General features: G+C 57.0%; 21 protein-coding genes. 13 read left to right on the top strand and 8 right to left on the bottom strand.

The window, feature by feature from the left end; all coding sequences use genetic code 11:
• Positions 1–167: 167 nt before the first annotated feature.
• Positions 168–533: an inner membrane protein YbjM gene (gene ybjM, locus AC6I8D_RS06320; RefSeq protein WP_312052805.1), complete on the top strand. Its 366-nt coding sequence runs from the start codon at positions 168–170 to the stop codon at positions 531–533.
• A 117-nt stretch (positions 534–650) separates the two neighbouring features.
• On the opposite strand, the gene AC6I8D_RS06325 is transcribed toward ybjM, so the two are convergent.
• Positions 651–914, bottom strand: coding sequence for a GrxA family glutaredoxin (locus AC6I8D_RS06325; RefSeq protein ID WP_031377006.1), 264 nt, complete (start codon positions 912–914; stop codon positions 651–653).
• A gap of 255 nt (positions 915–1,169) precedes the next feature.
• On the opposite strand from AC6I8D_RS06325, the gene AC6I8D_RS06330 reads away from it, so the two are divergent.
• From AC6I8D_RS06330 to rlmC, 10 genes are all read left to right on the top strand, one after another.
• Positions 1,170–1,421 (top strand): DUF1418 family protein, encoded by a 252-nt coding sequence (locus tag AC6I8D_RS06330; RefSeq protein WP_312052802.1) that lies wholly within the window; start codon positions 1,170–1,172, stop codon positions 1,419–1,421.
• Between the two features lie 16 nt (positions 1,422–1,437).
• A complete protein-coding gene (gene nfsA / locus AC6I8D_RS06335) occupies positions 1,438–2,160 on the top strand; it encodes an oxygen-insensitive NADPH nitroreductase (RefSeq protein WP_312052800.1) in 723 nt (240 codons plus the stop codon).
• Between the two features lie 21 nt (positions 2,161–2,181).
• Positions 2,182–3,084 (top strand): 30S ribosomal protein S6--L-glutamate ligase, encoded by a 903-nt coding sequence (rimK, locus tag AC6I8D_RS06340; protein WP_497819807.1) that lies wholly within the window; start codon positions 2,182–2,184, stop codon positions 3,082–3,084.
• 86 nt (positions 3,085–3,170) lie between these two features.
• Positions 3,171–3,650 carry a YbjN domain-containing protein gene (locus AC6I8D_RS06345; RefSeq protein ID WP_497819808.1) on the top strand — a complete coding sequence of 160 codons (480 nt, stop codon included), beginning with the start codon at positions 3,171–3,173 and terminating at the stop codon, positions 3,648–3,650.
• Between the two features lie 386 nt (positions 3,651–4,036).
• Positions 4,037–5,146 carry a spermidine/putrescine ABC transporter substrate-binding protein PotF gene (gene potF, locus AC6I8D_RS06350; RefSeq protein ID WP_497819809.1) on the top strand — a complete coding sequence of 370 codons (1,110 nt, stop codon included), beginning with the start codon at positions 4,037–4,039 and terminating at the stop codon, positions 5,144–5,146.
• A gap of 123 nt (positions 5,147–5,269) precedes the next feature.
• A complete protein-coding gene (potG, locus tag AC6I8D_RS06355; RefSeq protein ID WP_312052794.1) occupies positions 5,270–6,403 on the top strand; it encodes a putrescine ABC transporter ATP-binding subunit PotG in 1,134 nt (377 codons plus the stop codon).
• A gap of 9 nt (positions 6,404–6,412) precedes the next feature.
• Positions 6,413–7,375, top strand: a complete 963-nt coding sequence (gene potH / locus AC6I8D_RS06360; RefSeq protein WP_031377000.1) for a putrescine ABC transporter permease PotH — start codon at positions 6,413–6,415, stop codon at positions 7,373–7,375.
• Positions 7,372–8,217, top strand: coding sequence for a putrescine ABC transporter permease PotI (potI, locus tag AC6I8D_RS06365; protein ID WP_312052791.1), 846 nt, complete (start codon positions 7,372–7,374; stop codon positions 8,215–8,217). The genes potH and potI overlap by 4 nt, the downstream gene beginning before the upstream one ends.
• Before the next feature lie 74 nt (positions 8,218–8,291).
• Positions 8,292–8,759, top strand: a complete 468-nt coding sequence (locus tag AC6I8D_RS06370; protein WP_312052789.1) for a YbjO family protein — start codon at positions 8,292–8,294, stop codon at positions 8,757–8,759.
• 48 nt (positions 8,760–8,807) lie between these two features.
• Positions 8,808–9,938 carry a 23S rRNA (uracil(747)-C(5))-methyltransferase RlmC gene (gene rlmC / locus AC6I8D_RS06375; protein WP_497819810.1) on the top strand — a complete coding sequence of 377 codons (1,131 nt, stop codon included), beginning with the start codon at positions 8,808–8,810 and terminating at the stop codon, positions 9,936–9,938.
• A 39-nt stretch (positions 9,939–9,977) separates the two neighbouring features.
• On the opposite strand, the gene AC6I8D_RS06380 is transcribed toward rlmC, so the two are convergent.
• The 6 genes from AC6I8D_RS06380 to AC6I8D_RS06405 form a co-directional block, all read right to left on the bottom strand.
• Positions 9,978–10,709: an arginine ABC transporter substrate-binding protein gene (locus AC6I8D_RS06380; RefSeq protein ID WP_312052785.1), complete on the bottom strand. Its 732-nt coding sequence runs from the start codon at positions 10,707–10,709 to the stop codon at positions 9,978–9,980.
• Positions 10,710–10,833: 124 nt separating this feature from the next.
• The gene (gene artM / locus AC6I8D_RS06385; RefSeq protein WP_312052783.1) at positions 10,834–11,502 is read right to left on the bottom strand and encodes an arginine ABC transporter permease ArtM; all 669 of its coding nucleotides are present in this window, start codon (positions 11,500–11,502) and stop codon (positions 10,834–10,836) included.
• A complete protein-coding gene (gene artQ, locus AC6I8D_RS06390) occupies positions 11,502–12,218 on the bottom strand; it encodes an arginine ABC transporter permease ArtQ (RefSeq protein ID WP_312052781.1) in 717 nt (238 codons plus the stop codon). Before artQ ends, artM begins: the two co-directional genes overlap by 1 nt.
• A gap of 6 nt (positions 12,219–12,224) precedes the next feature.
• Positions 12,225–12,956, bottom strand: a complete 732-nt coding sequence (gene artJ / locus AC6I8D_RS06395) for an arginine ABC transporter substrate-binding protein (RefSeq protein ID WP_312052780.1) — start codon at positions 12,954–12,956, stop codon at positions 12,225–12,227.
• A gap of 15 nt (positions 12,957–12,971) precedes the next feature.
• Entirely contained in the window at positions 12,972–13,700 is a 729-nt protein-coding gene (gene artP, locus AC6I8D_RS06400; RefSeq protein WP_069728086.1) for an arginine ABC transporter ATP-binding protein ArtP, read from the bottom strand.
• A 224-nt stretch (positions 13,701–13,924) separates the two neighbouring features.
• Positions 13,925–14,464: a lipoprotein gene (locus AC6I8D_RS06405; protein ID WP_312052778.1), complete on the bottom strand. Its 540-nt coding sequence runs from the start codon at positions 14,462–14,464 to the stop codon at positions 13,925–13,927.
• A gap of 106 nt (positions 14,465–14,570) precedes the next feature.
• On the opposite strand from AC6I8D_RS06405, the gene AC6I8D_RS06410 reads away from it, so the two are divergent.
• Both AC6I8D_RS06410 and AC6I8D_RS06415 read left to right on the top strand, forming a co-directional pair.
• Positions 14,571–14,891, top strand: a complete 321-nt coding sequence (locus AC6I8D_RS06410; protein WP_031376991.1) for a heavy metal-binding domain-containing protein — start codon at positions 14,571–14,573, stop codon at positions 14,889–14,891.
• Positions 14,888–15,712 (top strand): N-acetylmuramoyl-L-alanine amidase, encoded by an 825-nt coding sequence (locus AC6I8D_RS06415; RefSeq protein WP_312052775.1) that lies wholly within the window; start codon positions 14,888–14,890, stop codon positions 15,710–15,712. Before AC6I8D_RS06410 ends, AC6I8D_RS06415 begins: the two co-directional genes overlap by 4 nt.
• Positions 15,713–15,722: 10 nt before the next feature.
• Here the strand turns inward: AC6I8D_RS06415 and ltaE are convergent, their stop codons facing one another.
• Positions 15,723–16,724 (bottom strand): low-specificity L-threonine aldolase, encoded by a 1,002-nt coding sequence (ltaE, locus tag AC6I8D_RS06420; protein ID WP_497819811.1) that lies wholly within the window; start codon positions 16,722–16,724, stop codon positions 15,723–15,725.
• Positions 16,725–16,778 lie beyond the last annotated feature (54 nt).

Consider the following 16,778-nt stretch of genomic DNA (forward strand, 5'->3'; position numbering starts at 1 on the left):
TGCAAATGCGACCGTGGTAACGGCGGCTATTCTAATCAGAAAAAACTTCCTCAGCCATTGGCTAATTTAATTCGTTATCAAAACGAACTGTTTCTTTTTATTTCCACCTGAACGCAGCAGGTTACAGACGAGTTTTTATCCCGGTAATTTTTAGTCAGTGAGGTGTTATGCCGCAGCGTTCTTATCTCTGGACGACCCGCCTGTGTGGGGTGGGGCTTTATAGTCTGGTGTTTGTTGTTACCTGCCACTTCTGGCAAACCGGTGCTGCCCCGTTGCGGGGTCAGCCTGAACTGCTGCTGTTTATGCTGCCTGGCATCGTGATGGCCTTAATGCAGGTGGAGAGTCCGTTAAAAAGTACCTTACTGATGGCGCTGTGGGGCACGCTGGTTGCCGCGCTGCTGTTAAATAATACCCTGCTGGCCCACGCCAGCGGTCTGTTTGTCGTCGCCTGGAGCGTGAGCGCCATGTTCTGGGCCGGCTGCGGCGCGCTGCTGGTGCGCCTGATGCAGATTGTGCTGGCCTCGCTGAATTAACCCGTCCCCGGCCAGGCGTGCGGGGCCAATGCAGAGCAACCGTCAGACGCTGCGCAGCAAAAAGGCGAGACCGTAACTGCGTCTCGCCTTTTTCGTTCCCCAGCCTGCAACCGCTAATTAAGCGACGAAGCCCAGGTTTTCTTTGGTCCAGGCAGCGAACTCGGTATAGCCGCCGACGTGTTTATCATCAAGGAAAATCTGCGGTACGGTGGTGACAGGCTTACCGGCGCTGGCTTCCAGATCGGCTTTAGTAATGCCTTCCGCCTGAATATCCACATACTGATAGCTAAAATCATCACGCTCAGCAGTGAGTTTATCCGCCAGCTCTTTAGCACGGACACAGTATGGACAGCCCGGACGACCAAAAATTACAGCAATCATGAAGAACTCCTTGCAGCGTGGTGTGTGATCTTCATCACACAATAAACCTGAGAATGGCAACCATGATGCCCGCTCGGATCGCTTAAAGAAAGCAGGATTTGCCTGTTAGTCTGATGCCCGCCACCTATAGCGGCTGGAACCTTGTTATCAGCCGGGCGGGATTTTTTCTGCCAGCGGCTCACGCGAGACGGTGGGCAATTTGCGGGTTGTTAACCATAATTGACGCTCAATAACCGGCTAAAGCAGGAGAGGACGATGCAGAATGTCGCCAGATTACCCCGCGCGGTGTTGGTGCTGGAAGCGCTGGGCGGCCTGATGATTCTGGCCGCACTGCTGCTGGTCAATCGCTGGCTGCCCGCGCCTGGCACGCTGGATGCCCGGACGCTGGCGACCGGGCTGTTTATCGCAGGCATTGTATTGATGCTGCCCGCCGCCTGGCTATTAATGTGGCGCACCGCAAAAGCGATCGCGCCGCAGCTGTTTAATCACACTGACAAAAAAAGATAATGTTGCTGGAGACTTTATGACACCGACCATTGATTTACTGTGCAGCCACCGCTCTGTTCGCGCCTTTACTGACCAGCCCGTCAGCGAGGCGCAGCGTGAAGCGATTATTAATGCGGCGCAATCGGCGTCCACATCCAGTTTTTTACAGTGCTCTTCTATTATTCGTATCACTGACCGTGCGCTGCGCGACCAGTTAGTCACCCTGACCGGCGGTCAGTCGTGGGTGGCGGATGCGCCCGAGTTCTGGGTGTTCTGCGCTGACTTTAATCGTCACCTGCAGATCTGTCCGGATGCCCAGCTGGGCCGCGCTGAACAGCTACTGCTCGGCTGCGTTGATACCGCGCTGATGGCGCAGAATGCCATGGTGGCGGCCGAATCGCTGGAGCTGGGCGGGGTATTCATTGGCGGTATCCGTAACAACATCGCCGAGGTGACCACGTTGCTCGGCCTGCCCAAATTTGTGTTGCCGCTGTTTGGTTTTTGTCTGGGTCATCCGGAAACCCGCCCGGATGTGAAACCGCGCATGCCGCACGCGATGCTGGTGCATGAAAACCGCTACCAGCCGCTCGATCCGGCGGTACTGGCGGACTATGACAGCCGCACCGAGCTCTACTATCAGCACCGTGACAGCAACCAGCGCAGCGAAACCTGGAGCGAACTGATTCAGCGCCTGATTATCAAAGAAACGCGCCCGTTTATGCTGGATTACCTGCATCAGCAGGGCTGGGCAACGCGTTAAGCTGACGGCGGAGAACGGACGATGAAGATAGCCATTCTGTCGCGCGACGAAACGCTTTACTCCAGCCGGCGGCTGCGTGAGGCGGCCGAAACTCGCGGGCATCAGGTGCAAATCATCGATCCGCTCTCCTGCTATATGAACATCAATCCCGCCTCGCCCGCTGTGCATTACTGCGGTGAACCGCTCGGCCACTTCGATGCGGTCATTCCGCGCATCGGCTCTCTGACCACCTTTTACGGCACGGCGGTGCTGCGCCAGTTTGAGATGAGCGGCAGTTATCCGCTGAATGAATCGGCAGCGATCACCCGCGCACGTGACAAACTGCGCTCGCTGCAGCTGCTGGCTCGCGAGGGAATTGATATGCCGGTCACCGGCTTTGCTTCCTCGCCAGATGACACTGAAGACCTGATCGCCATGGTCGGCGGCGCGCCACTGGTGGTCAAGCTGGTGGAAGGCACCCAGGGCATCGGCGTGGTGCTGGCCGAAACGCGCCAGGCGGCGGAAAGCGTTATCGATGCATTTCGCGGTCTGAATGCCCATATTCTGGTGCAGGAGTTCATCAAAGAGGCGGGCGGCCGGGATATTCGCTGTCTGGTGATTGGCAATCAGGTGGTGGCGGCGATTGAGCGGGTGGCAAAAGAGGGCGACTTTCGCTCCAATCTGCACCGCGGCGGCAAGGCCTATCCGGTCACTATCACCGATCAGGAGCGGCAGATTGCCATCAAAGCGGCGACTACGCTGGGGCTGGACGTCGCCGGGGTTGATATCCTGCGTGCCGATCGGGGGCCGCTGGTGATGGAGGTCAATGCCTCGCCGGGCCTTGAAGGGATAGAAACCACCAGCGGTCTGGACATTGCCGGGCTGATGATTGGCTGGATTGAGCAACAGGCTATCCCCGGGCTCCGTCCTAAAACCGCTGGCTGACACGCGCTTTTCAGCGGTTTTCGTGGCATCGACGCGCATTTTTCCGTAAGCTAAGTCGCCTGTTTATCACCCCATGGGATTTTACGATGGATTCTCTTGTCGTTCCGGATATCGACCTGTTGCGTCGCTGGCTGGATCAGCAAAATATCACCTGGTTCGAATGCGATGCCTGTCAGGCACTTCATCTGCCGCATATGCAAAACTTCGACGGGGTGTTTGACGCCAAAATCGATCTGGTCGACAACGTCATTCTGTTTTCGGCGCTGGCTGAAGTGAAGCCCACGGCGCTGATTCCTTTGGTGGGCGACCTGTCGCAAATTAATGCCAGTTCGCTGACGGTAAAGGCGTTCATCGACATTCAGGATGATAACCTGCCGAAGCTGATTGTTTGTCAGTCAATGACCATCACCGCAGGGTTAACCTTTGGTCAGTTCTCACACTTTATGAAACAGAGTGAAGAGCAGATCTCAATGGTGATCCTTGAGGCGTTTGCTAACAATCTGCTGATGATGGGTGAAGAGGAAGAGCATGTACCGGTGACCAGCGTGCACTCCGTGCTGCACTGATCAGACCCGCTTGCCGATTAAGCCGTCCCTGTGACGGCTTTTTTTATGTCCGTCGCACCGGACAGCCATAATTTTTTATTCTGCATTTTGCCCTTTAGTGCCAGATATTTGTCGTTCTTTATGCCAGTAAAGCCGAACCTCATAGCTTAAACATGCATAAAATATCGCTTTTAGGCGTTTTTTACGCTGAGGTCTGGTGCAGCCTGAGTCGGGGGGCTATTCTTGCGGGGCTGTGACAGCCGCGTAACTGCGCCGCAGCTAATGGTTTTTGCTATTACACTTCCGCTGAATAATGATTCATTGTGTCACTAACCTTACACACAGAACGCAACGTATGGATCACTGGTTTGCAGCGTTGTGATGACCCGCTCAGGAGGATGGAAAACATGTTCAACCAACGTCAGAAATGGTTGTCAGGTGTGGTAGCTGGCGTGCTGATGGCCGCATCTGCCAGCACCATGGCGGAAGATAAAACGCTGCACGTTTATAACTGGTCTGATTATATCTCGCCAGATACCGTGCCGAATTTTGAAAAGCAGTCCGGTATCAAAGTGGTCTACGACGTGTTTGACTCCAATGAAGTGCTGGAAGGCAAACTGATGGCCGGCAGCACCGGCTATGACGTGGTGGTGCCATCCTCCAGCTTCCTGGCGCGTCAGCTGCAGTCCGGCGTGTTCCAGCCGCTGGATAAGAGCAAGCTGCCGAACTATAAAAACCTCGATCCGGCGCTGATGGAAAAAGTGGCGCAGCACGATCCGGGCAACAAATACGCCATTCCTTACCTGTGGGGCACCACCGGTATCGGCTACAACATCGATAAAGTCAAAGCGGTACTCGGCGCAGATGCACCGGTTAACAGCTGGGATCTGGTGATGAAGCCCGAGAATCTGGAGAAGCTGAAAAGCTGTGGCGTCTCTTTCCTCGATGCGCCGGAAGAAATTTTCGCTACCGTGCTCAACTATCTGGGTAAAGATCCGAACAGTTCTGATGCCAAAGAGTATTCAGGTGCGGCCACCGAGCTGCTGTTGAAACTGCGTCCGAACATTCGTTATTTCCATTCATCGCAGTACATCAACGATCTGGCTAACGGCAATATCTGCGTGGCGATTGGCTGGTCAGGCGACATTCTGCAGGCGAAAAACCGGGCCGATGAAGCCAAAAATGGCGTGCATCTCGGTTACAGCGTGCCGAAAGAGGGCGCGCTGGCCTTCTTCGATATGATGGCGATTCCGAAAGACGCGAAGAATCTTGACGGTGCCTACGCCTGGCTGAACTACATCATGGATCCAAAAGTGATCGCCGATGTCTCGAATAAGATGAACTACGCCAACGGCAATAAAGCCTCTCTGCCGCTGATCAATGCTGACGTCCGCAACAACCCAGGCATCTTCCCGACGCCAGAAGCGATGTCGAAACTGTTCGTGCTGAAAGTTCAGGATCCGAAACTGGATCGTGTGCGTACCCGCGCATGGACTAAAGTAAAAAGTGGTAAGTAATTCGTTCTGAACGGATTGACTGATTACGCATCAGCAACAGAGGCGCAGTGTCGGCCTCTGTTGTGCCATTTTTAGCGGCGGATTTTGCCGCGATGTTCCGCCTGGCTCCGGAGAGATACGTTAGTGAACGATGCCATTCCCCGTCCTCAAAATAAAACTGCAAAGGCGTTAACGCCGCTGCTGGAAATTCGCAATCTGACAAAATCGTTCGACGGCCAGCATGCTGTCGATGATGTCAGTCTGACCATTTACAAAGGCGAGATTTTTGCCCTGCTGGGCGCATCGGGCTGTGGCAAATCCACGCTGTTGCGGATGCTGGCGGGTTTCGAGCCGCCGACCAGCGGCCAGATTGTGCTGGATGGCCAGGATCTGTCGCACGTCGCCCCGTATCAGCGGCCCATCAATATGATGTTCCAGTCCTACGCGCTGTTTCCGCACATGACGGTGGAGCAGAATATCGCCTTTGGTCTGAAGCAGGATAAGTTGCCGAAGGGTGAAATCACCAGTCGGGTGGCGGAAATGCTGGCGCTGGTGCACATGCAGGAGTTTGCGAAGCGTAAGCCGCATCAGCTCTCCGGTGGTCAGCGTCAGCGTGTGGCGCTGGCGCGGAGCCTGGCGAAACGACCTAAGCTGCTGCTGCTGGATGAACCAATGGGCGCGCTCGACAAGAAGCTGCGCGATCGCATGCAGCTGGAAGTGGTCGATATCCTCGAGCGGGTGGGCGCAACCTGCGTCATGGTTACCCACGATCAGGAAGAGGCGATGACCATGGCGGGCCGCATCGCCATCATGAATCGCGGCAAGTTCGTGCAGATTGGCGAGCCGGAAGAGATCTACGAGCATCCGACCAGTCGCTACAGTGCCGAATTCATCGGCTCGGTGAACGTGTTTGAAGGACTGCTGCGCGAACGTCAGGCGGATGGTCTGGTTATCGACAGTCCCGGACTGGTGCACCCGCTGAAGGTCGACTCCGATGTCTCGGTGGTGGATAACCTGCCGGTTCACGTCGCGCTGCGCCCCGAAAAAGTGATGCTGTGCGATGAGGTGCCGGCCGATGGCTGCAACTTTGCCGTCGGTGAAGTGGTGCATATCGCCTATCTCGGTGACCTGTCAATTTTCCATGTCCGTCTGCACAGCGGACAGATGATCAGCGCACAGTTGCAAAACGCGCATCGCTACCGCAAAGGGTTGCCGACCTGGGGCGATGAAGTCCGCCTCTGTTGGGAGAGCGACAGCTGCGTGGTGTTGACGGTTTAAGGAGGCGCCATGAGCCAGATTTTCCAACGCAGCAAAGCACCGGCCCGGCTGGTCGGCACGCCGCTGCAACGCTGGGCCACGCGAATTAAAATGCAGCACGGCCGCAAACTGGTGATCGCCTTACCCTATGTCTGGCTGGTGCTGTTCTTCCTGCTGCCGTTTCTGACGGTGCTGAAGATCAGCTTCGCTGACATTGCGCGCGCCATTCCACCCTATACCGAACTGGTGAGCTGGGCGGACGATCAGTTTAGTATTGTGCTGAACTTCGCTAATTACCTGACGCTGACCGACGATCCCCTCTACGTCGACGCCTATCTGCAGTCGCTGAAAGTGGCGGCGATCTCGACGGTGATCTGCCTGTTGGTGGGCTATCCGCTGGCCTGGGCGGTGGCGCACAGCAAGCCGTCAATGCGCACCATCCTGCTGCTGCTGGTGATCCTGCCGTCGTGGACCTCGTTTCTGGTGCGGGTCTACGCCTGGATGGGGCTGCTAAACAATAACGGTATCCTCAACCGTTTTCTGCTGTGGCTGGGGGTGATTGATCATCCGCTGGTGATCCTTTACACCAATACCGCGGTCTATATCGGCATTGTTTACTGCTACCTGCCGTTTATGGTGCTGCCGATCTACACCGCGCTGACGCGTATCGACTACTCGCTGGTCGAAGCGTCGCTGGATCTGGGCGCGCGTCCGCTGAAAACCTTTTTCAGCGTGATCGTTCCGCTTACCAAAGGCGGGATTATCGCCGGTTCGATGCTGGTGTTTATTCCGGCGGTCGGAGAGTACGTGATCCCGGAACTGCTCGGCGGTCCGGACAGCATTATGATCGGCCGTATTCTTTGGCAGGAGTTCTTTAATAACCGTGACTGGCCGGTCGCGTCGGCGCTGGCGGTAATTATCCTGCTGATCCTGATTCTGCCGATCATCTGGTTCCATAAGCATCAAAACCGTGAAATGGGGGAGAAGGCATGAACAATTTGCCGACCATTCGCTCGCCCTGGCGTACCGCAATTCTGGTCTGCTGTTTCCTGTTCCTCTATGCGCCGATGCTGCTGCTGGTGGTTTACTCCTTCAACAGCTCACAGCTGGTAACGGTATGGGACAGCTTCTCTTTCCACTGGTACAAGGTGCTGTTTCAGGATAGCGCGATGATTGACGCGGTGATGCTGAGCCTGAGTATCGCTGCGCTCTCCGCCACCATGGCGGTGGTACTGGGAACCCTGGCGGCGGTTATCATCGTGCGCTTCGGCCGTTTCCGCGGTCATAACGGCTTTGCGTTTATGCTGACCGCGCCGCTGGTGATGCCCGATGTGATCACCGGGCTGTCGCTGCTGTTGCTGTTTGTGGCGATGGGCAACGCCTTTGGCTGGCCGAGCGAGCGCGGCATGCTGACCATCTGGCTGGCGCACGTCACCTTCTGTACCGCCTATGTCGCGGTGGTGATCAACTCACGCCTGCGCGAGCTGGACCGGTCAATAGAAGAGGCAGCGATGGATCTGGGCGCCACGCCGCTCAAAGTCTTCTTCGTGATCACCGTGCCGATGATCGCCCCGGCTATTGTTACCGGCTGGCTGCTGGCGTTTACGCTGTCACTCGACGACCTGGTGATTTCCAGCTTTGTCACCGGCCCTGGCGCGACCACCTTGCCGATGGCGATTTTTGCCACCGTGCGACGTGGTGTCAATCCGGAAATTAACGCGCTCGCCTCGCTGATCCTGTTCGTGGTTGGTTTAGTCGGTTTTATCGCCTGGCGAGTAATGGCGCATGAAGAAAAACAACGTTTAAGCGATATTCAGAAAGCTAAACGTGGCTGAAATCCGTAACATTTGCCACTATATGAACGGGCTGGTTTAACCAGCCCGTTTTTTGATCGGTGGAGCCACGGACTATGTCAGAAATCCTTAAAAGCAGCCGCACGTTGACCGAGGCACCGGTTCCGGTCACCGTGGCGGGCATTGCCATTATCGCCACGCGCTGCCTGAGCGTGCTGATGCTGGCGAATGAGCTTGGCTACAGCGAGCTCGCCAACTTTGTCCACCGCAGCGCCCAGGCCTGGGACTCAACCTTTATCTTTGTCGCCAGCCAGCTGATCTTCCTGTTCGAACTGCGCTGTGCCTTCACCCTGATGCGCGGCAGCAACCGGGGACGCTGGGGCTATGTCGCCACTCAGGTGATTGTGCTGGGTTATATGCTGATGGCTTCAATGGGCTGGATCTATCCGGAAATATTCAGCATTGATGGCGACAATAACGCTCAGATCGTCCATCACACCCTGCTGCAAAAGCTGCCGGATCTGCTGGTGCTGCTGCTGCTGTTTCTGCCGCTCAGCAGTCGCGCATTTTTCAGCAAGCGATGATACAATCGCGCTCCGCCCGACCTCTCCACCGTGAATACAGGCTTTCCCATGCATTGCGCGCTCTATGACGCTAACCGTTGCCGCTCCTGTCAGTGGCTGGAAAAACCCTATACCCAACAGCTGACCGATAAACAGTCATGGCTGGAACAGCTGCTGGCTGAACAACCGGTGGCGCAGTGGTTGCCACCGATAACCTCGCCGCAGCAGGCGTTCCGTAATAAAGCCAAGATGGTAGTCAGCGGCAGCGTGGAGCGTCCGGTGTTCGGTATGGTCCAGCGGGATGGCGAGGCGGTTGATCTGTGCGACTGTCCGCTCTATCCGGCCAGTTTTCAGCCGGTATTTGCTGCGCTGCGGCCGTTTATCGCCCGCGCCGGGCTGACGCCGTACAACGTGGCGCGCAAACGGGGCGAGCTGAAGTATCTGTTGCTGACCGGAAGCAGTCAGGGCGGCATGATGCTGCGTTTTGTGTTGCGTTCGACCACCAAGCTGGCGCAGCTGCGCGCAGCACTGCCAGAACTGCAACAGCAGTTGCCGCAATTGACGGTGATCTCCGCCAATATTCAGCCGGTGCACATGGCGATTCTGGAAGGGGAGCAGGAGATTGCGCTGACGCCGGCGCAGTCGCTGGCCGAGAATTTTAACGGTGTGCCACTGTGGATCCGTCCGCAAAGTTTCTTCCAGACCAACCCACAGGTCGCCAGCACCCTGTATGCCACCGCCCGGCAATGGGTGCAGCAGTTGCCGGTCACCAGCATGTGGGATCTGTTCTGCGGCGTCGGGGGATTTGGCCTGCACTGCGCCACGCCAGAGATGACGCTGACCGGCATTGAAATCAGCGCCGAGGCGATTAAATGCGCCCAGCGTTCAGCCCAGATGATGGGGCTGGAAAAGGTGCAGTTTGCCGCGCTGGATTCGACCGCCTTTGCCACCGGCCGGGACGCGGTGCCGCAGCTGGTGCTGGTTAACCCACCGAGACGCGGCATTGGCGCTGAACTGTGTGACTATCTCAGTCAGATGGCTCCCGATTACCTGCTCTATTCCAGCTGTAATCCACAGACGCTGGCGGAAGACGTGGCCCGGCTGAATGAGTATCAGATTAGCAAGGTGCAGCTGTTTGATATGTTTCCGCATACTGCCCATTTCGAAGTGCTGGCTTTGTTAACCCGCCAGCCGCGCTAAGCGTAAGACGGGCTCAGACACTGAGCCCGCGTCTGTATTTTATTCAGGGAACCACTGCTGGTTAATCTGCTGCCAGCGGCCATTGGCTTTCAGTTCGGCAAGGGCATGATTAAAGCGATCGCGTAATTCGGTGTTGCCTTTGCGCACCGCAATGCCGAGGCCGGTACCGAAGTAGTCTGCATCGGTGACGTGCTCGCCGACGGTTGCCAGATCGCTGTTGGTCTTCAGCCACTGATTCACCACGGCGCTGTCACCAAACACTCCGTCCAGACGCCCATTCTTCATATCCAGAATCGCATTCTGATAGCTGTCATAGGCCACCACCGTCACCTCAGGATGTTTTTCCTGCAGGTATTTCTGGTGAGTGGTGCCGTTCTCGACGCCGAGACGCTTGCCCTTCAGGGCGGCAAAATCACTGAACTGGCCTTTACGGGCGATTACGATGGCCGAGTTGGCGTAATAGGGCTGGGTAAAATCGACCTGCTTGCTGCGGTCAGCGGTGATGTCCATACCGGAAATAACCGCGTCATAGCGGCGGAACTTCAGCGAGGGGATCAGGCTGTCGAACGCGTTGTTGGTAAAGGTGCAGTCGGCTTTCATCTGCTGGCACAGTGCTTTTGCAAGATCGATATCGAAGCCGACCAGCTGGTTTTCACGATTCAGCGATTCAAACGGCGGGTAGGTCGCCGAGGCGGCGAAGCGAATTTTATCAGCGGCCTGGGCGCTGAGGGCCAGCGAAGCCAGCGTGGCGGCAACAATCCATTTTTTCACTATACGACTCCTGTAATCACAACCTGTTCACTACTCTGAGAGCTGCTTACCCTGCCAGATAATGAATTTTCATGCAATGATTGTGATTGTCCAGGCGAGTCAGGCGAGCGGGCTCGCCTGACCATCAGTTACGCTGTTCAAATGCCAGTGCGCGTTTCTCGATCAGCCGCATCATCAGCGTCAGCACCCCGTTAACACACAGGTAAACCAGCCCGGCGGCGGCATACACCGTGACATCGTAGGTGCGACCGTAAAGCAGCTGGCCGTGGCCCATCACCTCCATCAGGGTAATGGTATAGGCCAGCGAGGTGCCTTTAAACACCAGCACCACCTCATTAGAGTAAGAGGAGAGGGCACGCTTAAATGCATAAGGCAGCAGAATACGCAGCGTATCTTTGCGGTTCATGCCGAGCGCGGCGCAGGATTGCCACTGACCGGACGGAATCGCCCGCACCGCGCCGTAAAACAGCTGGGTGGTGTAAGCCGCGCTGTTAAGCGACAGCGCCAGCATGGCGCACAGCCACGGCTGCGATAGCAGGTGCCACAGCCAGGGGATCTGCTGGATCGAGGGAAACTGTCCCGGACCGTAATAGATCAGGAAGATCTGCACCAGCAGCGGCGTGCCGGTAAACAGCGTGATAAAGCCTTTCACCAGCGGATTAAGCACCGGCGTTTTCAGCGCCAGCACCACGGTGAACAACAGTGCCAGCAGCAGTGCCAGCACCAGCGAGGCCGCGGTCAGCGTCAGGCTGGTGTGTAATCCTTTCAGTAATTCGGGCAAATACGCCAGCATCAGCTGTTCCCCCGTTCAAATCGGGTGGTGCGCAACTCAATGCGGCGTAATACCGCCTGGCTGAACAAGGTGATCACTAAATAAATAGCCGCAGCCACCAGGAACCAGGTAAACGGCTCCTGAGTACGGGTGGCGATACTTTTGGTTTGCAGCATCAGGTCGTTGACGCTGATCAGCGACACCAGCGCGGTATCCTTCAGCAGCACCAGCCACTGATTGCCAAGCCCCGGCAGGGCATGCCGCCACATCTGTGGCATAATCAGACGCAGAAATATCGCCGATTTTTTCATCCCCAGTGCCTGACCCGATTCCCACTGGCCGATCGGCACCGCTTTCAGCGCACCGCGCAGGGTTTGTGAGGCGTAGGCGGCATACAGCATCGCCAGCGCAATCACACCGCACAGGAATGGACTGACGTCGAAGTTTTCAATTTCTACCTGGATCGGTAACTGAAACAGTCCAAAATTGAGGGTGAAACCGTCAGAGAGGATAAGCAGCAGCTGAGAGGCGCCAAAGTAGATAAACAGCACCACCAGAATCTCCGGCAGGCCGCGGATCAGGGTAACCAGACCGGTGCCGATCCACGCCAGCGGTTTCCAGCGCAGTGACTCCCAGCCAGCGAAAATCATCGCCAGCACCAGGCCGGCGATAAGCGCACAAACGGCAAGGCCGACGGTCATACCGGCGGCGCTTGCGAGTGGGATCATTTCATTCATCAGAAATTACTGCGGGAACCATTTGCTGTAGATCGTTTTGTAGGTGCCGTCGGCTTTGATTTTATCCAGCGCACCGTTAAATTTAGTTTGCAGTTCGGTGTTGCCGGTACGCACTGCAATGCCGAGGCCGGTACCAAAGTAGGCTTTATCGGTGACCTTCTCGCCCACCGGGGCCAGCGTCGCGTTCTGCTTCAGCCACTCATTGACCACCGCCGTATCGCCGAATACCGCATCGATACGGCCATTTTTCAGATCCAGCACCGCGTTCTGATAGCTGTCGTACGGCACGGTGGTGATTTCACTGTGTTTTTCGGTCAGGTATTTCTGGTGAGTGGTGCCGTTTTGCACCCCGACTCGCTTGCCTTTCAGCGCCTCAACGCTGGCGACTTTCCCTTTTTGCGCCACAAACAGCGCTGAGTTGTCGTAGTAAGGCTTGCTGAACAGCACCTGTTTTTCACGCTCAGGGGTGATATCCATGCCGGCCATCACCGCATCAAAGCGACGGAATTTCAGGCTGGGGATCAGGCTATCGAACGCCTGGTTGGTGAAGGTGCAGGTTGCATCAATCTCTTTACACAATGCATTCGCCAGATCGACATCGAAGCCCTGAATCTTGTTGTCAGAATCGACGAACTCAAACGGAGGGTAAGAGGCTTCGGTGGCGAAACGGATGGTCTGCGCCGCGGTGGCGCTCAGGCTAAAACCAGCAAGCAGTGCAGCAAGTACGACTTTTTTCATTGTTAGCATCCTGACTTAGTGCGAAAGATAGTGAGCAAACGCCTCGGTTTGCGGCTGTGTAAAGCGGCTGGCATCACCCTGTTCCACAATGTGACCATTTTCCATGTAGACCACGCGGCTGGCGGTTTTACGCGCCACTTCCACTTCATGGGTCACGATCACCTGGGTAATCCGGGTCTGGGCCAGTTCGCGAATAATGGTGACAATCTGAGCGGTAATTTCAGGGTCGAGCGCAGCGGTCGGCTCATCAAACAGCAGCACCTGCGGCTCCATCATCAGGGCGCGGGCAATCGCCACACGCTGCTGCTGACCGCCGGAAAGATGCAGCGGAAAACGGTCGCTGTAGGGCGTCAGACGCAGACGATCGAGCAGCTTGTCTGCCCGGGCGCGTGCGTCACTCTTGCTCAGACCCAGCACCCGGCAGGGCGCTTCCATCAGATTCTGCAGCACGGTGAGGTGCGGCCAGAGATTATATTGCTGGAACACCATTCCGACGTTCTGGCGCAGTTCACGGATCGCGGCCTCAGCCGGCTTCTGGCTGAAATCGAAATGATTACCGGCGATCTGCAACTGGCCCGAGCGGGGTTGCTCCAGCAAATTCAGTACCCGCAGCAACGAACTCTTACCGGCACCGCTGGGACCCAGCAATACCAGTGTCTCGCCTTGCGGACACTCAAGATTAATGTCGAACAGCGCCTGATGAGCACCGTAGAAGCAGTTTATTGCGTTTAGTTGAATACTCATGCGCCAGATTTGAATAGCTATTAGTGTCGCGAATTTTAACGTCACCAGAATAGTTATGCAATTGAGGTGGGTTAAAATTTATGAAACAGCCGGAGAAACCGCTAAAGCTTAGCACAATATCGTGTGCTGTCCGGCGGGATGAACCGGTGATTGCCGGGCCAGCGGAAACAAAAAAAGCGCGGGCATCAGTACCTCGCGCTTTTTATCACTCGCCAAACAGGTGATTATTTTTTCGATTTTTCAAGCATCTGACTCAGGCTGCCACCCTCGGCATGTGCCGGGTTCGCCATATAGCGAACATCATCGACTACCCAGCAACTGCCCTGGTGGATCATCAGTACTTCATCCTGCCACTGCTTGCCGTCGCGGCTCAGGTCAACCCGCAGCGGAATGTTGCGCGCATCACGGTTAGGAATGGTAGAGGCGTCGGCTACGCTGGCAGCGGTCGGACCCTGCGACTGGCTGGAGAAGAGATCGCCGTTGCGCCACTGTGCGCCGGCGTTACTGCCGCTGGCGGCCTGCAATGAGCGATAGAGCGCATCGCTCAGGTAAGGGCGATATTTTGCCAGCGTGTTGCTGTCCGGCAGACCCTGGGTCGGCTGCTGAACGCGCAGGTCGTAGAACTGTTGGGCAACCTGGTCAGGGCCGCCTTCGATGCACGGCGCGCTACGCGGGCCATTATCCTTAATCACGGGCTCAACGGTGGTACAGGCGCTGAGCAGCAGGGCCGCGGGGATCATTAGCGCAAACGCGTTGTTTCTCATCTCGATTTCCTTATTGTTCTCTGGCAAGGTGCCCTTTTTAGCATAGAGTATAGCCGTGCTTTTTAGTCGAAAGAGCCTTAGTCCGGTTTTCAACAAGGAGAAGACGATGAAATTTTCAACCACCCCGACGCTGGAAGGCCACAGCATCACCGATTATTGCGGTGTGGTGACCGGTGAAGCGATTCTCGGTGCCAATATCTTCCGCGATTTTTTTGCTGGTATTCGTGACATCGTCGGTGGCCGCTCCGGCGCCTATGAAAAAGAGCTGCGCAAGGCGCGGGAGATCGCCTTTAAAGAGCTGGAAGAGCAGGCCAAAGCGCTGGGCGCTAACGCGGTGGTCGGCATTGATATCGACTACGAAACGGTCGGCAAAGAGAGCAGCATGCTGATGGTCAGCGTCAGCGGGACGGCGGTAATCGTTCGTTGAAACGCCTGCTGTTGCTGCTCGCAGCGCTGATGCTGGTGGGCTGTCAGTCCGGGATGGAATCCCGTCCCGGCTACTGGGCCGACCTGCGACATCCTGCTCTGGGTGCGCGACCGCGGGTTAAAGTGATTGTGATTCACTATACCGCTGAGGATTTTTCCTCTTCGCTGGCCACCCTGACCGATCAACAGGTCAGCGCCCATTACCTGATCCCCCGCCAGCCGCCACAGCGCGCCGGTAAAGGCGTTATCTGGCAACTGGTGCCGGAGCAGCAGCTCGCCTGGCACGCCGGACCCAGCTTCTGGCGTGGAGCCAGCCGGATTAACGACACCTCAATTGGCATCGAGCTGGTGAATCGCGGTTATCGCCGTACCCTGACCGGCCGCGAATGGCAGCCGTTTACCACCGCACAAATCACGGCGCTGGAGGCGCTGCTGCGTGATATCAGCCAGCGCTACGCGATTGCGCCGGAAAACATTGTTGGTCACAGCGATATTGCCCCGCAGCGTAAACAGGACCCCGGCCCGCTGTTTCCGTGGCAGCAACTGGCGCAGCGTGGACTCGGTGCCTGGCCTGATGCCCGGCGGGTAGCGTTTTACTTAGCCGGTGCGGAGCCGCATGCAGCAGTGCCGGTTGAAGTGATCGTCGAGCGCTTACAGCGTTACGGTTATCCGGTGAATAGCGCGATGAGCGCGCGTGAGCAGCAGACGGTGATCGCGGCGTTTCAGATGCATTTCCGGCCGGCAGACTATCGCGGCAAGGCCGATGCCGAAACTGCCGCGATAGCGGCCGCGCTGCTGGAAGAGTATGGCGCGGCGCAGTAAGCGGGAAAGATTACTGCTGCAGAAAGGCTTTCCAGTGGGCCACCACCTGCTCAAGCGCGGCGCGATCGGCATCCAGATGGGTCACCAGTCGGGTACGGGGACCGGCGCTGATCAGCACGCCGCGCGCTTTCATCCACGCCGCTAACGGTTCAGCCTGGCTGGCCGGGAGCTGAACAAACAGCATATTGGTTTGCTGATCAATCACTTCCACGCCAAACTCATGCAGTTGCTGCCCCAGCCAGGCGGCATTATCGTGATCCTGCTGCAGGCGCGTCACGTTATGCTGCAGGGCATAAAGCCCGGCCGCTGCCAGGATTCCGGCCTGACGCATGCCGCCGCCGGTCATTTTACGCCAGCGGCGCGCCCGCTCAATCAGCGCCGCATCACCACACAACAGCGAACCGACCGGCGTACCCAGACCTTTTGACAGGCAGATGGTCAGGCTGTCGCAGTAGCGGGCGAGTGCCGCCAGCGTAGTCTGCTGGGCGACGACCGCGTTGAAGATGCGTGCGCCATCAATATGCAGTGCCAGCTGCCGCTCTCGGGTAAAAGCCCAGGCCTGTTCCAGATAACTTATCGGCAATACTTTGCCGTGATGGGTGTTCTCCAGGCTCAGCAGGCGGGTGCGGGCGAAGTGAATATCATCAGGCTTGATGGCGGCGGCCACGTCGCTGAGCGGCAGCGTGCCATCGGCAGCGGCCAGAATCGGCTGCGGCTGGATACTGCCCAGCACCGCCGCGCCGCCCGCTTCATATTTGTAATTATGCGCCTGCTGACCGACGATATACTCATCACCGCGCTCACAGTGGCTCAGCAACGCCACCAGGTTTGCCTGGGTACCGGTCGGGAAGAACAGCGCCGCCGCTTTACCGCTCAGGCGCGCCGCTTCAGCCTCAAGGGCGTTAACGGTAGGGTCGTCACGATAGACATCATCACCGGTTTCGGCGGACATCATGGCGCTTAACATGGCGGCACTGGGCCGGGTCACGGTATCACTGCGTAAATCGATCACCTGGAGCTCCTGAACGTGGCGGAAAAAAAAGGCGGGCATCGCGCCCGCCTGGGT

The organism is Pantoea sp. X-Soil-MYKO-1785, from assembly GCF_059730675.1.